General features: G+C 63.8%; 15 protein-coding genes. 4 read left to right on the forward strand and 11 right to left on the reverse strand.

Annotated features, from left to right (window positions below; genetic code table 11):
• Positions 1-167 precede the first annotated feature (167 nt).
• From XW59_RS22530 to XW59_RS22550, 5 genes are all read right to left on the reverse strand, one after another.
• A complete protein-coding gene (locus XW59_RS22530; RefSeq protein ID WP_047147913.1) occupies positions 168-890 on the reverse strand; it encodes an ABC transporter ATP-binding protein in 723 nt (240 codons plus the stop codon).
• A complete protein-coding gene (locus XW59_RS22535; RefSeq protein WP_047147912.1) occupies positions 890-1,636 on the reverse strand; it encodes an ABC transporter ATP-binding protein in 747 nt (248 codons plus the stop codon). The genes XW59_RS22530 and XW59_RS22535 overlap by 1 nt, the downstream gene beginning before the upstream one ends.
• Positions 1,633-2,703 carry a branched-chain amino acid ABC transporter permease gene (locus tag XW59_RS22540; protein WP_136068437.1) on the reverse strand — a complete coding sequence of 357 codons (1,071 nt, stop codon included), beginning with the start codon at positions 2,701-2,703 and terminating at the stop codon, positions 1,633-1,635. The genes XW59_RS22535 and XW59_RS22540 overlap by 4 nt, the downstream gene beginning before the upstream one ends.
• Positions 2,700-3,560, reverse strand: a complete 861-nt coding sequence (locus tag XW59_RS22545) for a branched-chain amino acid ABC transporter permease (RefSeq protein WP_047147910.1) — start codon at positions 3,558-3,560, stop codon at positions 2,700-2,702. The genes XW59_RS22540 and XW59_RS22545 overlap by 4 nt, the downstream gene beginning before the upstream one ends.
• Positions 3,561-3,627: 67 nt before the next feature.
• Positions 3,628-4,821 (reverse strand): ABC transporter substrate-binding protein, encoded by a 1,194-nt coding sequence (locus XW59_RS22550; protein WP_047147909.1) that lies wholly within the window; start codon positions 4,819-4,821, stop codon positions 3,628-3,630.
• Between the two features lie 79 nt (positions 4,822-4,900).
• On the opposite strand from XW59_RS22550, the gene XW59_RS29415 reads away from it, so the two are divergent.
• Complete coding sequence (locus XW59_RS29415) at positions 4,901-5,041, forward strand: hypothetical protein (protein ID WP_170990200.1); 141 nt, start codon at positions 4,901-4,903, stop codon at positions 5,039-5,041.
• Positions 5,042-5,101: 60 nt separating this feature from the next.
• Here XW59_RS29415 and XW59_RS22555 read toward each other — a convergent pair whose 3' ends face one another.
• Positions 5,102-5,854, reverse strand: a complete 753-nt coding sequence (locus XW59_RS22555; RefSeq protein ID WP_047147908.1) for a GntR family transcriptional regulator — start codon at positions 5,852-5,854, stop codon at positions 5,102-5,104.
• A gap of 330 nt (positions 5,855-6,184) precedes the next feature.
• Here XW59_RS22555 and XW59_RS22560 point away from each other — a divergent pair, with 330 nt between their 5' ends.
• The 3 genes from XW59_RS22560 to purU all read left to right on the forward strand — a co-directional run bounded on the left by XW59_RS22560 (position 6,185) and on the right by purU (position 9,563).
• Positions 6,185-7,054 (forward strand): methylenetetrahydrofolate reductase, encoded by an 870-nt coding sequence (locus XW59_RS22560; RefSeq protein ID WP_047147907.1) that lies wholly within the window; start codon positions 6,185-6,187, stop codon positions 7,052-7,054.
• 89 nt (positions 7,055-7,143) lie between these two features.
• A complete protein-coding gene (locus XW59_RS22565; RefSeq protein ID WP_047147906.1) occupies positions 7,144-8,547 on the forward strand; it encodes an aminomethyltransferase family protein in 1,404 nt (467 codons plus the stop codon).
• A 158-nt stretch (positions 8,548-8,705) separates the two neighbouring features.
• Entirely contained in the window at positions 8,706-9,563 is an 858-nt protein-coding gene (gene purU / locus XW59_RS22570) for a formyltetrahydrofolate deformylase (protein ID WP_047147905.1), read from the forward strand.
• 43 nt (positions 9,564-9,606) lie between these two features.
• On the opposite strand, the gene XW59_RS22575 is transcribed toward purU, so the two are convergent.
• The 5 genes from XW59_RS22575 to XW59_RS22595 form a co-directional block, all read right to left on the reverse strand.
• A complete protein-coding gene (locus tag XW59_RS22575) occupies positions 9,607-10,116 on the reverse strand; it encodes a MarR family winged helix-turn-helix transcriptional regulator (RefSeq protein WP_047148051.1) in 510 nt (169 codons plus the stop codon).
• Positions 10,117-10,303: 187 nt separating this feature from the next.
• Positions 10,304-10,723 (reverse strand): thioesterase family protein, encoded by a 420-nt coding sequence (locus XW59_RS22580; RefSeq protein ID WP_047147904.1) that lies wholly within the window; start codon positions 10,721-10,723, stop codon positions 10,304-10,306.
• 11 nt (positions 10,724-10,734) lie between these two features.
• A complete protein-coding gene (locus XW59_RS22585; protein WP_047147903.1) occupies positions 10,735-11,976 on the reverse strand; it encodes a thiolase family protein in 1,242 nt (413 codons plus the stop codon).
• The gene (locus tag XW59_RS22590) at positions 11,973-13,838 is read right to left on the reverse strand and encodes a feruloyl-CoA synthase (protein ID WP_136068433.1); all 1,866 of its coding nucleotides are present in this window, start codon (positions 13,836-13,838) and stop codon (positions 11,973-11,975) included. Before XW59_RS22590 ends, XW59_RS22585 begins: the two co-directional genes overlap by 4 nt.
• A 152-nt stretch (positions 13,839-13,990) precedes the next feature.
• Complete coding sequence (locus tag XW59_RS22595) at positions 13,991-14,776, reverse strand: crotonase/enoyl-CoA hydratase family protein (protein ID WP_047147901.1); 786 nt, start codon at positions 14,774-14,776, stop codon at positions 13,991-13,993.
• Positions 14,777-14,920: the final 144 nt, after the last annotated feature.

Below are 14,920 nucleotides of genomic sequence, written 5' to 3' on the forward strand. Positions count from 1 at the left end.
CGTATCGATCGGGCACGGTGCCCGATCGATACCCGACAAGAGAAAGGCCAGCGGCGTGAGAGCGCCGCTGGCCTTTTCCGCATCGTCAGGTTCGCCGGGCCGGGAGGATCGAAGGCGGCCGTGATCGCGCGACATAGCGTTCACGCGATCGCTTCGCCTCAGCGGGTTCACACCTTGAAATCGGCTTTGGAGACACCGAGATGGTGCTCCAAAATCTCCGGATCGGAAAGCAGCGCCGCGCTTTCGCCCTCATAGACGACGGCGCCACGCTCCAGCACGATCGCCTTGTCGGTGAGCGGCAATATCTTGCGCGCCTTCTGCTCGATGATGATCGCCGACATGCCCTCGTCGGTGACGATCCTGCGCAGCACCGCGAGCAATTCGTCGACGATGATCGGCGCGAGGCCTTCCAGGGGCTCGTCGAGGAGCAATATCTTCGGATTGAGCATCAGCGCACGGCCGACCGCCAGCATCTGCTGCTCGCCGCCGGACAGGTGGTTGCCGAGATTGCCCCTCCGCTCCTTCAGGCGCGGGAACATCGAATAGACGCGCTCCAACGTCCAGCTTCCATCGCGTGCGATGGCGGTGAGGTTTTCCTCGACCGTCAGCGAGCGGAAGATGTTGCGTTCCTGCGGCACCCAGCCGATGCCGGCCGCGGCGCGGCGTTCGGGCCGCATGCGCGTGACATCTCCGCCGGCGAAGCGGATCGTTCCGGAATGATGCGTGGTGACGCCGACGATCGTGTTGACCAGGGTCGTCTTTCCCGTGCCATTGCGGCCGAGCAGCGCCAGGGATTGGCCTTCGCCGAGCGTCAGGTTGATCTGCGACAGCACGCGCGCCTCGCCATAACCGGCGACGAGCTTTTCGATTTGCAGCAGGGTCGTGGCCATCAGGCGTCCTCTCCCAGATAGATCGCCTTGACGCGCGGGTCGGCGGAGATTTCCGACACGCTGCCTTCGGTAAAGAGCGCGCCCGCCACGAGCACGGAGATCCGGTCGGCGAAGGAGAAGACCAAATCCATGTCATGCTCGATGAGAATGACGGTGACGTCGGCCGGCAGGTCGCGCACGATGGCGAGGACCTCGTGGCGCTCCTCCTCGGGAACGCCCGCCGCCGGCTCGTCGAGAAGCAGCACGCGGGGCTTGCTGGCGATCGCCAGCGCGATCTCGAGCAGCCGCTGCTTGCCGTAGGGCAGAACGACCGTGCGCTCGCCCATCACGTCGGCAAGGCCGAAACGCTGAAGGAGGGCCGCGGCCTCCTCGACGACTTTCGTGTGGGCTACGAGCGGCGCCCAGGCCAGGCCGCCGATCTTCTCGCGCTCGTTGATTGCCAGCACCACGGATTCCAGCGGGGTGAATTCGCCGAAGAGCTGGTTGATCTGGAAGGTTCGCGCGAGGCCCTTCCGCACGCGGCGGTGCGCGGGCAGGGCGGTTATGTCCTCGCCGCCGAGGATGATCTGGCCGGAGTTCGGTTTCAGCACGCCGGTCAGAAGGTTGATCAGCGTCGTCTTGCCGGCGCCGTTCGGTCCGATCAGCGCGTGGCGAGCGCCCTGGCGCACGGAGAGCGAGACGTCGTTCGTGGCGAGGAAGCCGCCGAAGCGCTTGACGAGATTGCGGGTTTCGAGCGCGACCGTCATCGGCTTCCTCCAATCTTCGCGCCCGGCCGCCAATTGGCGATCCGCGTCATTGCCCGCCGCAGCGGTTCGGGCAGGAAGGTGTGCCAGCGGGCGAGATTCTCGCGGCCGATCATGACGATGACGATCAGCACGAAGCCGATCCAGAACATCCAGTATTGCGGGGTGATGACCGACAGCCAGTCGCGCAGCAGCGTGAACAGGATCGCGCCGATGATGCCGCCATAGAGATAGCCGACGCCGCCGAGCACCAGGACGAGCAAAACGTCGGCCGAGCGATGGAAGGCGAGAACGTCGGGCGAGACGAAGCTGGTCGTTTGCGTCAGGAGCGCACCGGCGATGCCGGCATAGACGGCGGCGATCGTATAGACCGCGACGATCCTGTGCCTCGACGGAATCGCCACCATGGAAGCACGCACCGGGTTGGTCTTGATCGCCTTGAGCGACAGGCCGAAGGGCGAATTGACCAATCGCCGCGCCGCCCAGGTCAGGATGAACAGCGTGACGAGCGAGTAGATATAGCCGGTCCTGCCCCAGAGATCGAATTCGAACTGCCCCAGGATCGGTCCGATGATCACCCCGCTCAGCCCGTCGGCGCCGCCGGTCAGCCATGCCATCTGGTTTGCGAGCTCGGCGAGCATCAGGCCGATGCCGAGCGTGGTCATCAGCCGGGTCAGGTCGGAGCCGCGCAGCACCAGGAAGCTGGTCACGAAGCCGAGCACGCCGCTGGCAATGCCGGCGACGAGCAGTCCGGTGACCGGTTCGGCAAAATAATGCTTCGCGAAGAGCCCGGCCGCATAGGCGCCGAGTCCGAAGAAGGCGGTATGGCCCAACGACACGATGCCGGCGTAGCCGAGGATCAGATCGAGCGACACGGCAAACAGCGCGACGATCGTGATCTCGGTGAGGATCAGCGCCTTGGACGGCATCGCGAAGATCATCGCGAAGGCGATCAGCCATAGAACGATCTCATAGGCCCGCCAGCTATTGCGCCGGCGCAACAGCGCCATGGCGGTGGTTTCGGGTTTTCCGGCGGTGGAGGACATCAATGTTTCGCTCGCCGAACTCATCGCGTGCCCTCCCGCGAGAACAGTCCGTGTGGACGCAGGATCAGCACCAGAACCATGACCGCATAGATGACGAAGGCGCCGATCTGCGGCACGTAATATTTGCCGGCCACATCGGCGATGCCGAGGAGGAGCGCGGCGAGGAAGGGCCCGGTGATCGAGGACGTGCCGCCCACGGTGACGACGATGAGGAAGTAGATCATGAATTTGAGCGGGAAGTTGGGATCGAGCCCCAATATTTCCGCGCCGAGCGCGCCGCCGAGCCCGGCAAGGCCGGAGCCGAAGGCGAAGGTGAGCGCGAAGACGACCGGCACGTTGATTCCCAATCCGCGTGCCACGCGCCCGTCGTCGACCGCGGCGCGGAGCTGGCTTCCGAAGCGCGTCTTGGTCAATGCGAGCTGCAGCGCCACGGCCAGAAGCGCGCATATGACGATGATGAAGAGGCGGTATTTGCCGATGCCCACGCCGAACACTTCCCATCGCCCCGACAGTTCGCGCGGCAGGTGGATGAGCTGCTGCTGGCCGCCCATGAAGTAATCGACCGCCGCGATCGACATGAAGACGAGGCCGACGGAAAAGAGCACCTGGTCGAGATGCGGCGCCGAATAGAGGCGGCTGTAGAGCGTGCGTTCCAGCACGAGGCCGATCGCCGCCACGACCAGGAAGGCGATCGGCAGGCACCAGTAGAACGAGACGCCGTAGCGGTTCATCAGCACGACGGTGATGTAGCCGCCCGCCATCGCAAATGCACCATGGGCGAGATTGATGAAGTTCATCAAGCCCAGCGTGATTGTCAGTCCGCAGGCTAGGACGAACAACAGCATTCCATAGGCAACGCCGTCGAACAGAATGGTCAGCATGAATTACCGCTCGGCCTGTTGTGTGGAGAAGCGGCGGGAGCTTGTCTCCCGCCACATGCGTGAGGGCTCAGTTTCCGGAGGCTGCCGCCGCCTTGACGGGGTCCTTCACCGCCTCATAGGTGGCGAATTCCACGTTCTGGAGTTCGCCGTCCACTTCCTTGACTTCGCGCATATACACGTTCTGCACTATGTCACGGGTTTCCGGGTCGATCGAGATCGGTCCGCGCGGGCTGGTCCAGGACAGACCCTTCATCGCCTCCAGCAGCGCCTCGCCGCCAGTGTCGCCCTTGGTCGCCTCGATCGCGGCGTAGATGAGGTGCATGCCGTCATAACCGCCGACGGACATGAAGTTCGGCCGCATGCCCTTGTTCGCCGCCTTGAAGGCCTCGACATACGCCTTGTTCTCCGGGCTGTCGTGCGCGGCGGCATAGAAATGGCCGGTGATCGCGCCGAGCGCGGGCTGGCCCATATCGTTGAGGATGTCGTCGTCGGTGACGTCGCCGGTCGCGATCAGCTTGATGCCCGCATCGGCCAGGCCACGTTCGGCGAACTGCTTCATGAAGAGCGAGCCGACGCCCGACGGCAGGAAGACGAACACCGCATCGGGGCTCGCGTCGCGCACGCGCTGCAGGAAGGGCGCGAAATCCGGGTTCTGGAGCGGAACGCGCACGGCTTCGACGATCTCGCCGCCCTTGCCGGTGAACTCCCTGGTGAACCAGGTCTCGGCATCGATGCCCGGACCGTAATCGGAAACCAGGGTGACGACTTTCTTGATGTCGTTCTCCAGCGCCCAGGTGGCGACCGGCACGGCCGATTGCGGCAGCGTGCCGCTGGAGCGCACGTAGAATTCCGACTGCTCGGTGATCGAGGACGTCGCGGCGGCCATGACGATCGCGGGAACCTTCGCCTGCGTGGCCACCGGGCCGACCGCAAGCGCCAGCGGGGTCAGGCCGAAGCCGGCAAGCGCGCCGGCGCCTTCGTTGACGACGAGCTCCTGAGCGATGCGGCGGGTCTGATCGGCGGTGCCGGCATCGTCGCGTACGACGAGCTCGATCTTCTTGCCTGCGACCGTGTCGCCGTGCTGGGCGATATAGGCGCGCGCTCCGGCCTCGACCTGGCGGCCGGTCGACGCGAACGGACCGGTCATCGGCAGGATAAGCCCCACCTTGAAGACATCCTGCGCGAATGACGGGCCAGCCGGCAGCGTGGCCATGGCGACACCAGCCGACAGCGCGGCTATGATTGCACGTCTTGTAAACATTCACTTCCTCCTGCTTGCGACCGGTTCAATCGTCCGGTCTTTTCGGTTCCAGCCTGTCCGGCCATGCCGGAAAACGCTGGTGGATGTCATGGTCGCGGAGAACCTGTTCGGCCTCAAGCCGAACCATGCGCCCCGCCTTTGCGGAGACACCAGCCAGATCGCGGAGGAGGGCGCCGACAAGCGCTCCGTTCCACTCGATCTCAGCCCCCGCCGCCTTTGATCTCAATGCTTATGCTCTTCTGCTCGGCGCTACTCCGCTATTCGATCGACAAGACGTTTCTCATGTGGACACGAGCGCGAGGCCGGGGACGCGCCCGATCAGGCTGCGGTCCTCGTTGATCACGAATTCGAGATTGTGGCGCGCCAGACGCGCGTGCTCACGCGCGAGCGCTTCGGCGCGCGTCCCCTCGCGCAGCTCGATCGCGGAAACCATCTCCTTGTGCTGTCGCTGGGCATGAACCAGCGAGGCGCGGAAGGCATAGACGTCCTCCTGCTTGACGAGGAAAGCACTGGGTGAGGCGAAGGGAAGCTGCACCACGCGCTCGACCTCCCTGCGGATGATCTCGCTGCCGGCAAGGCTCGCGAGCATGGTGTGGAATTCGGCGTTGAGTTCGACATATTGGGAAAAGAGCATGTCTTCCAGCCGGTCGCGGAAGCAGCCTTCCAGTTCCTCGACGAGGAGCTTCATGGCTCTGAGCTTGGCCGGCGTCACGCCGCGCTCGGCCGCGAGGCGGGCGGCCGTGCCCTCCATCACGCCGCGCAATTCGATCGCGTCGAAGACGTCGGCGATGGTGAAGCCGCGCACGGAATAACCGCCGGAGGGAATCTGCTCGAGCAAGCCCTCCTGTTCCAGGCGGGCCAGTGCCGCCCGCAGCGGGGTGCGCGATATTCCGAGCTGTTCGGCGAGCGCGACCTCGGAAAGCCGCTCGCCCGGCGCCACGGACCCGCCAAGGACAAGGTTGCGCACGCCGAGAAGGCCCTTGAGAGCCTGGCTGTCCCGCTTTCGGTCGCCGCCCGTGCGCAATCCGGTCATCCTCCCTGCCGCGGCAGCGTCTCGCTCCCGCCGCTTCGTTCCTTGTCGCGAAGCACCGGGTTTATCCGGCGCCGTCTTCTCCTCCTGACTGCACCAGATTCCGATGAATCGCAATCCGTCCAGTTCCGTTTCGATACTGACTGTATACCATTAGTTGATTTCTGTCGATAAAATAGAATGTAAGCGTAGCCTAATAGTCCGAAAACCAGCGATATGCGCGATTTTTAACAGAAATAAGACCAAGAATCCTGATTGACAGGCAGTTGCGCAATCTACATTGTATACAGGTGGGACACCGATTGGGTGGCTGAATCCACAGGAGGAGACAAGATGGCGCCAGGCGAAGCGCAACTGAAAGAGGAGTGGAGCGCGCTGCCGGCGCTCCTGGAGAACTATTCGGTCGAGTTGACCGCGCGCGATCGCAGGTCGGTTGCCGACGTCGCCGCGCATCTGCAGCGGGGCGTCGAAGTCTTCGTCGCAAATCTTCCCAACGAAAGCGCCGACGTGCTCGTCGAGGCCGTCACGGCATTGCGGGAGGCCGGCCTCGTGCCGGTGCCGCATATCGTTGCTCGCAACACGCGGCACGCCCACGAACTCGACGAGACGCTGGGCAGGCTTGTGAAGGAAGCGGGCGTCGACCGCGTCCTCGTTCTGGGCGGCGATCGTGACGATCCGGTCGGCGAGTTCACCTCGGCGCTGCAACTGCTCGAAACCGGCCTCATCCAGAAACACGGCATTCGCAAGATATTTCTCGCCTGCTATCCCGAGGGTCACCCCCGCATCAGCGACACCGTTCTGCAGGAGGCGCTCAAGGCGAAGCTGGCCGCGGCGCGGGAAGCTTCGCTGGAGGTGACGCTCGTCAGCCAGTTCGTCTTCGATCCGAAGCTGGTGGTCGAACTCGCGAAATGGCTGCGCGCCAATGGCATCGAGGCTCCGCTGCGGGTCGGCGTCGCCGGGCCGGCCGACCGTGGCAAGCTCATCAAATATGCGATCCGCTGCGGCGTGGGCGCTTCCCTGCGCATTCTCAAGGAACGCGGCGAACTGGCGAAGAACGTCCTTGCCGGTGAGACGCCGGACGAACTGCTGGGCGAGATCGCGGAGGCGCAGGCCTACGACCCGTCGCTCGGCATAGACGGCGCGCATTTCTTCACGTTCGGCGATCCGGTGAAGTCGGCCCGCTGGGTTGAGGGTCAGCGCTAGAACGCTAATTCGATCCTAAACATCGCGTCCCGTGCCAACCATGGCGCGGGCGAAAAACGACTATCCATTCCTAGGGAGTTGAAACAACCATGACTGCTAAAAATCTGGAACAGAAGCTGCATGGCGCCGGCAACACGGTAGAGATGCTGCGCAACTCGCGCATCGGCGCCTATATCTATCCGGTCGTTCCGCCGGAATTCACCAACTGGCGCGACGAGCAGCGCGCCTGGCGCGAGACCGCCGTGCTCTTCGACCAGTCGCACCATATGGCCGAGATCATGATCGAGGGACCGGACGCCCTCAAGCTGATCTCGCGTCTCGGCATCAACAGCCTCAACAATTTCTCGGTCAACAAGGCCAAGCAGTTCGTGCCCTGCAGCCCCAGCGGCCATGTCATCGGCGACGTGATCATGTTCCATCTCGCCGAGAACCAGTTGCTGCTGGTCGGCCGCGCGCCGACGATCAACTGGGTCCAGTTCAACGGCGAGACCGGCGGCTACGATGTCAAGCTCGACCGCGACGACCGTTCGCCGTCGCGGCCGATGGGCAAGCCGGTCGTGCGCAAGCGCTATCGCTACCAGATTCAGGGTCCGAACGCGCCGAAGATCCTCGAAAAGCTGAATGGCGGGCCGCTGCCGGACGTCAAGTTCTTCAACATGGACCACATCAACATCGCCGGTCGCAAGGTGCGTGCGCTGCGTCATGGCATGTCGGGCGTTCCCGGTCTCGAGATATGGGGGCCCTATGAGGAAGGCGACGAGATCCGCAATGCGATCCTGGAAGCGGGCGAGGAATTCGGTATCGTTCCGGTCGGCTCGCGCGCCTATGCGACGAACACGCTGGAATCAGGCTGGATCCCGTCCCCCCTGCCGGCCGTCTACAGCGACGAGGAAATGAAGGCCTATCGCGAATGGCTGCCGGCCGACAGCTATGAGGCGACCGGCTCGATCGGCGGCAGCTTCGTCTCTGACGATATCCGGGACTACTATCTGACGCCTTATGAACTCGGCTACGGGCCGTTCGTGAAGTTCGACCACGACTTCATCGGCCGCGAGGCGCTGGAGAAGATTGCCGGCAAGCCGCATCGTCGCAAGGTCACCTTCGAGTGGAACCCCGACGATGTCGCCAAGGTGCACCGTTCCTTCCTCGAGCCGGGTGGCGAAACCTACAAGTTCATCGACCTGCCGCTGTCCAACTACGCCTCGTCCAACTACGACAAGGTGATGAAGAACGGCAAGGTCGTGGGCCTGTCGATGTTCAGCGGCTATTCCTACAACGAACGCGCCATGCTCTCGCTCGGCACGCTCGACCCGAGCATCGAGGTCGGCGATGTGCTGACGCTCGTCTGGGGCGAGGAGAACGGCGGCACGCGGAAGACGACGGTGGAGCCGCACAAGCAGTTCGAAATTCGCGTCAAGGTGTCGCCGGTGCCGTATTCGCGCGATGCCCGCGAATCCTATGTCGACAGCTGGAGAACCAAGCAGAGCGCCTGACGCCCTGCCGTCGGCTGCCGGAAATCTCCGGCAGCCGTCCGGTTCGACGAACGTCACAGTCGCATTTGCAAGCGGAGCGTCGCCGCCGGAGGCGGCCGGCCCGGTGACCAGGCCGTCACCGGCTGAATGCGAACGCCCGGAGTCTTCCAGAGGACGGAATGACCAATCGATCCCTCGTGCTGACCGCACATTGCATGAACCGTCCCGGTATCGTGTCGGCGGTTTCGACCGCCGTCTTCGAATTTGGCGGCAACATCCTGGATTCGCAGCAGTTCGACGACATCATCACCAATCGTTTCTTCATGCGGCTGGTGTTCGAGCACGCCGAGGCCGACGAGGCGGAGGCGCGTGCGGCGCTCGCGCCGGTCATGGAGCGTTTTTCCATGACCTGGGCCGTGCGCGACACGGCGAGCCGCCGCAAGGTGCTCCTGCTTGCCTCGCGTTTCGACCATTGCCTCGGCGACCTGCTCTACCGCTGGCGCAGCGGCGAATTGGCGATGGACGTCGTCGGCATCGTCTCCAACTATCCGCGCGACATCTACAACAATCTGACCCTCGGCGAGGTGCCTTTCCATTATCTGCCGATCACCAGGGAGACGAAGGCCGAGCAGGAAGCCAGCATTCGCGGCGTCATGGCCGAGACCGGCGCCGACCTCGTGGTGCTGGCTCGCTACATGCAGATACTCTCGGACGAGATGGCATCGCATCTGGCCGGAAGATGCATCAATATCCACCACTCCTTCCTGCCCGGCTTCAAGGGCGCGAAGCCCTATCACCAGGCGCATGAGCGCGGCGTGAAGCTGATCGGCGCGACCGCGCATTACGTGACCGGCGATCTCGACGAGGGGCCGATCATCGAGCAGGACATCGAGCGCATCAGCCATCGCGACACGCCGGCCGATCTCGTCCGGAAAGGGCGCGATATCGAGCGTCGCGTGCTGGCGCGCGCCGTACGCTACCATCTGGACGATCGCGTCTTGCTCAATGGCAACAAGACCATCGTCTTTCCGGAATAGGGTTCGCTATCATAGGGGACCCCGGCCTTGGCGGCCGTTAGTCCTACTCCTCGGTGATGCGCGAAAGAAGCTCAAGCAGCTGGTCGCGCACCTCCTCGCCTCCGAGCTTTCTGATAAGCCCGTTCTCATGCGTCTCGAACAGTTTCATCGCTTCGCCGAGAAGCGCCTCGCCCTTGGGCGTCAGGTGCAGTGCGTGGGAACGCCGGTCGGTCCCCGACTTGCGGCGGGTCGCAAGTCCACGCTTCTCCAGGGCGTCCATCAGCGAGACGAAATTGGTGCGCTTGATGCCGAGCATGCCGGCGACCTCGGCATGCTTCAGGCCGGGTGTCTCGTGCAGAATGCGCAGCACCGAGAATTCGGCTGGGCGAAGGTCGACCTCCTTGAAGTGATGGATGAAGTCCTGGAAGATCGCGACCTGCGCGCGGCGCACCTTGTATCCGATCACCCCGTCCAGCGGATTGCTTCTCGCGCCAAGCGCATCGGGTGTCTCGGTGGTATGTTCTTGCCGGGGAGCCGCAGCCTTTGACTTCCTTGCCGCCGTCGTCTTGGCCATGTCGCCGAGCCTCCCGTTGTTCTTGTTTTCCAATAGTATAGACAATTGGTCCGCCGCTCGCCATCGTGCAGCCATACGTAGAAAGTCGTACGGTAAATCGCCTTCCAAATGGACTGCGGATTTCGCCGTAACCATTTGTCGCCGCGGCCTTTTCCCGCCTTGACGCTGTTTTCGATCCGAAACGTGGTCAGCCCTTCAAAGCGTTAACAACCTCGTCCGGGATCGTAACGGCCTTCAGCCGACTCGAATCGGCCGGATCGCGACCTGTCCACACGCGCGTCTCGCGCGCTTCGATCGCGAGCGTGCCTTCCTTGAAGACCTTGTGGCTGATGTCGAAGCTGGAACGTCGGATATCGGTGGCGGAGGTCTCGATGGTGATGACGTCGCCATAGCGCGAGGGGACGATGAACTTCGCTCCGGTATCCACCATCGGTATGCCCGCGATACCGTATTTCTTCGTCCAGGCGATCTTCTTCAGCCCGGTCGCGCGCTCGAAGAGATAGGCGGTCGAGGCATCGAACATGGCGAAGTAGCGCGGATAGAAGACGATGCCGGCGGCATCGCAGTCGCCCCATTCGATCTCGACCTGACGGCTGTTGACCAGCATCAGCGTTCTCCTCAAGCCGCCGCGGGATTTTCGACCAGCAGCGCGATGCCCTGGCCGCCGCCGATGCACGCGGAAGCAATGCCGTAGCGCAGCTTCGAGCGGACGAGCTCGCGCGACACCGTCAGTGCCAGGCGCACGCCCGTCGCGCCGAGCGGATGGCCGATCGCGATTGCGCCGCCATTGACGTTCACCTTTTCCTCATCGAGGCCGAGCTCGCGGATGCAGGCCATGACCTGGGCGCCGAACGCCTCATTGATCTCGAAGCGATCGATGTCGGCGAGTGCCAGCCCGGTCTCTTCTAGAACCGCGAGGATGGCCGGCACCGGCCCGATGCCCATGATGTGCGGCGGAACGCCCACGGATGCGCCGGCAACGATGCGCGCGAGCGGTCGCGAACCGGCCTTGGCGCTGTTGGCGACGACGACGGCCGCCGCGCCGTCGACGACGGCCGACGAATTGCCGCCGGTCTGAACGCCGCCGAAGGCCGGCCGGATCTTCGCCAGTGTCTCATAAGGGGAGGGTCGCACATGGCTGTCCTCGCCGACGCTTTCCATGCGCCTTGGAAGGCGGATACCGCGCGGTTCGAAACCCGGCTGCTCGAAGCTCTCGCTCACCACCGGCACGATCTCGCCCTCGAAATAACCTTCGGACCTGGCGTTCACCGCCCTGGCAAAGGAGCGCTCGGCGTAGCGATCGACCTCTTCGCGATGGATGCCGTATTGCCTGGCAAGGTTTTCGGCCGTATCGCCCATCGTGCAGGAAACGGCCGGATCCAGAAGCGCTTCCCAGAGGAAGTCCTTGAACTCGACCTGGCCCATCCTGAAACCGGAGCGGTGGGTGTAGGCGGCCACCGGATTGCGGCTCATCGATTCCGTGCCCGCGCAAAGCACCGCGCCGGCGCGCTTCTGCGAAATCAGATCGGCCGCCTGGATGATGACTTCGATGCCGGTGCCGCAGATGCGCTGGACGAGATGCGCCGGGCGCTCGGCCGGCACTCCGGCATAGAGGCCGATATGGCGCGGCGTCATGTAGGCGTCGAATGAAGCCTGCGCCATCGAGCCGACGATCGTCGTGTCGATGTCCTCGGCCGCCACACCGGCTTTGGCGACAGCGGCCCGGGCCGCCTTGATGCCGAGATCGATCGGCGAAATGGAAGACAGCGCGCCGGTATAGTCGACGAAAGGCGTCCGCGCGCCTTCGACGAGCCAGGCGTCCGAGAAACGATAGCGCAGAGCGCCTTTTGTCGAAGTCATTTCCTGGTCCTTTCAGCGACGATCACATGCGGCGGAACCGGCTCGGCATAGAGGTCTTCCACCAGCTCGTGGCGTCTCGCCATGACGGCCCGCTGATTGATCGAGCCCTTGTCGGTCATCTCGCTGGCGTCGATGGACGGCGGCGTATCGAGCACGATGACCCGCGCCACGAAGTTCGAGCTTCCCGTCGAACGGCGGGCAAGATCGTTCAAGCGTTCCTGGAGGAGCGCACGCAGGGCAGGGTCGTGCGCCAGCGCTTTCTCGTTGGCGTTCCTCGCGACGCCGGGTATCGAGCGCGCTGCTTCGACATCGAGGAAAAGGAGGGCGCCGACGTGATTGCGGTTGAGCCCGGTCAGAACGGCGTCACGGACATAAGGAGCGAATGCCGCGACGATCGCGCCGCGAACCTGGCCCAGATTGACCCACGTGCCGGTCGAAAGCTTGAAGTCCTCCGATACGCGGCCGTCAAAGAGCAGGCCCTTGCCGGCGTCGTCGGGATCGACGAATTTCAGTGCGTCGCCGATGCGGTAGAAGCCTTCCTCGTCGAAGGATTCGGCGGTCTTGTCCGGTTGGCGCCAGTAGCCCGGCGTGATGCTGGGGCCACGCAGCCGCAGTTCGAGCTTTTCGCCGTTCGGCACCAGCTTCAGCTCCAGCCCATGCGCCGGCAGCCCGATTTCCCCCGGCCGGTTGACCGGCCAGGTCGTCGTCGCGGCGAAGGGCGCGGTTTCGGTGGATCCGTAGCCGGTGATGATCATCACCTTCTGCCCGGTCGCCGCGATGGCGTGGCTTTCGAGCGCGTCCCACACATGCTTCGAAAGGCCGGCGCCCGCATATTGCAGGAGCTGGAGGCGGGAATAGAAATTCTGCCGCAGCGCCTCGTTGGCCGACATGTGGTGGCAGAGAAGCTCGAAGCCCTTCGGAACGTTGAAATAGACGGTCGGTGCGATCTCGGTCAGGTTGCGCACCGTCCTCTCGATGCCTCCGGGCGTTGGCGACCCGTCGTCGATATACATCGTGCCGCCATTGTGGATGGTGATGCCGAAATTGTGGTTGCCGCCGGCGGTGTGGTTCCATGGCAGCCAGTCGACCAGCACCGGCGGCTCGTCCTGCAGGAAGGCGAGGGCGGAGGCGATCATCACCTGGTTGCAGCAGACCATGCGCTGGGTGTTGATCACCGCCTTGGGCATCCCTGTCGAGCCGGAGGTGAAGAGGAATTTTGCGATCGTGTCCGCCGTGACCGCCGAGTGGGCGTCATCGACGGCCGAGGTCGGCATGGTCGCGATCATCTCGTCGAAGAGCGCCGTCGTCAGACCATCGACAGGCGAGCGGGCCACCACCACGCCGACATCGTCGGGCACCACGGCCTTCAAAGCGTCGGCGAAGGCGCCGCCGTCGGCGGCGAAGACCAATCCCGGTGTCAGCAGTTCGAAGATGTATTTCAGCTTGGAATGGTCCTTGGAGACCAGCGAATAGGCCGGAGAGACGGGCGCGTAGGGTATGCCCGCCCGCATCGCTCCCAGCGCGGCGAGCGCATGCTTGAGCCCGTTGCCCGAGAGTATGACCAGCGGGCGCTCGGCCGACAGACCCCGGTCGAGAAGGTATTGGGCGATAGCGCGCGAGCGTTCCCGCGCCTCGGCATAGCTCAAGCGCCGCCATTCGCCGTCAGGCCCGCGATCGGCGAACAGGGTGCGGTCGGGTGCCTTGTCGGCCCAGTCGTCGAGGCTGTCGACGAGCGAACGGGCGTAGCCGGGAAGGGCGGCGCGCGATCTTATGTAGATCGCCCCATCGGCGCTCCGGCTCGTTTCGACATCCATGCTGCCCATCCGGACCGGGCGGAGTCCGCCCTGCATGGCAATTGTCATCTCTACCTCCCGTTTCCGAATTTGCGAGCCTCGAACGGGTGGTTTCCTCCTCCGCCCCAGGCCAATCCGTTTCAAGCCGCCTTCGGCGGCGAATGCCAGTAATCACGTTCTGCGCAGGTTCTCCGTGCCGCTTTCCAAGGTCGGACCGAACCTCAGCGGAATTGCGGCTTGCGCTTCTGAAGGAAGGCTTGGAGACCCTCGCGCGCGTCCGGTCCTGTCTGCGACAGAGCCGCGCTCAGGCTTTCGGCGAAGAACCCGCCCTGTCTCGGCATGTCGCTGATGTTGGAGAGCGACTGGATGATGAGATAGTTGACGAGCGACGAATTGTCGGCGACCTGGCGGGCAAGTTCGCGCGCCTTGTCGAGCCCGGTTCCTTCTTGAACCAGATAGTGCGAAAGGCCCAGCGACTGCCCTTCCTCGCCGGAATAGCGCCGGCCGGTCAGCATCATCTCGGTCATCCGGTCGGCGCCGAGAATGCGCCCGATCCTCACCGTCGCGCCGCCGCCGACGAAAATGCCGCGTTTTCCCTCGGGAAGCTGGTAGATTGCCGAATGCTCGGCAATCCGGATATGGCAGGCGGAGGCAAGTTCGAGGCCGCCGCCCATGACCGCGCCCTTCATCACCGCGATCACCGGCAGTCCGCCCAGCTGGATCATGTCCATGACCGCATGCCAGCTGCGCGAATGCTTCAGCACTTCCTCGGCCTCGCGCTCGACCTGCTCGCTGAGGTCGAGTCCGGCGGAGAAGTGCGCGCCTTCACCGCGGATGATCACGCAACGCACCTGCTTGGGAGGCGCGGAGAAGAAATCGCGGAAGGCCGCAAGAACGCTGTCATTGATCGCGTTGCGCTTCGCCGGGCGGCAGATCGACAGGACCGCGACCGCGCCGTCGATCTCGACAGTCACGCCGGTGTCGGGAATTCTCGCAACATGTTCCATCAAATCTCATGCTCTCCATGCCTGCGAGGACTCATATCGCCGCGGGTCGGCGCAATCAAGAAATAATTCTATTACATAACAATATGAGTCCGGACCGTTCGTGAAACGAGAAAATTCGCTTGCGCCCGAAAGGCCGAACGAACA

Source organism: Aquamicrobium sp. LC103, from assembly GCF_001014615.2.
GTDB lineage: Bacteria > Pseudomonadota > Alphaproteobacteria > Rhizobiales > Rhizobiaceae > LBCQ02.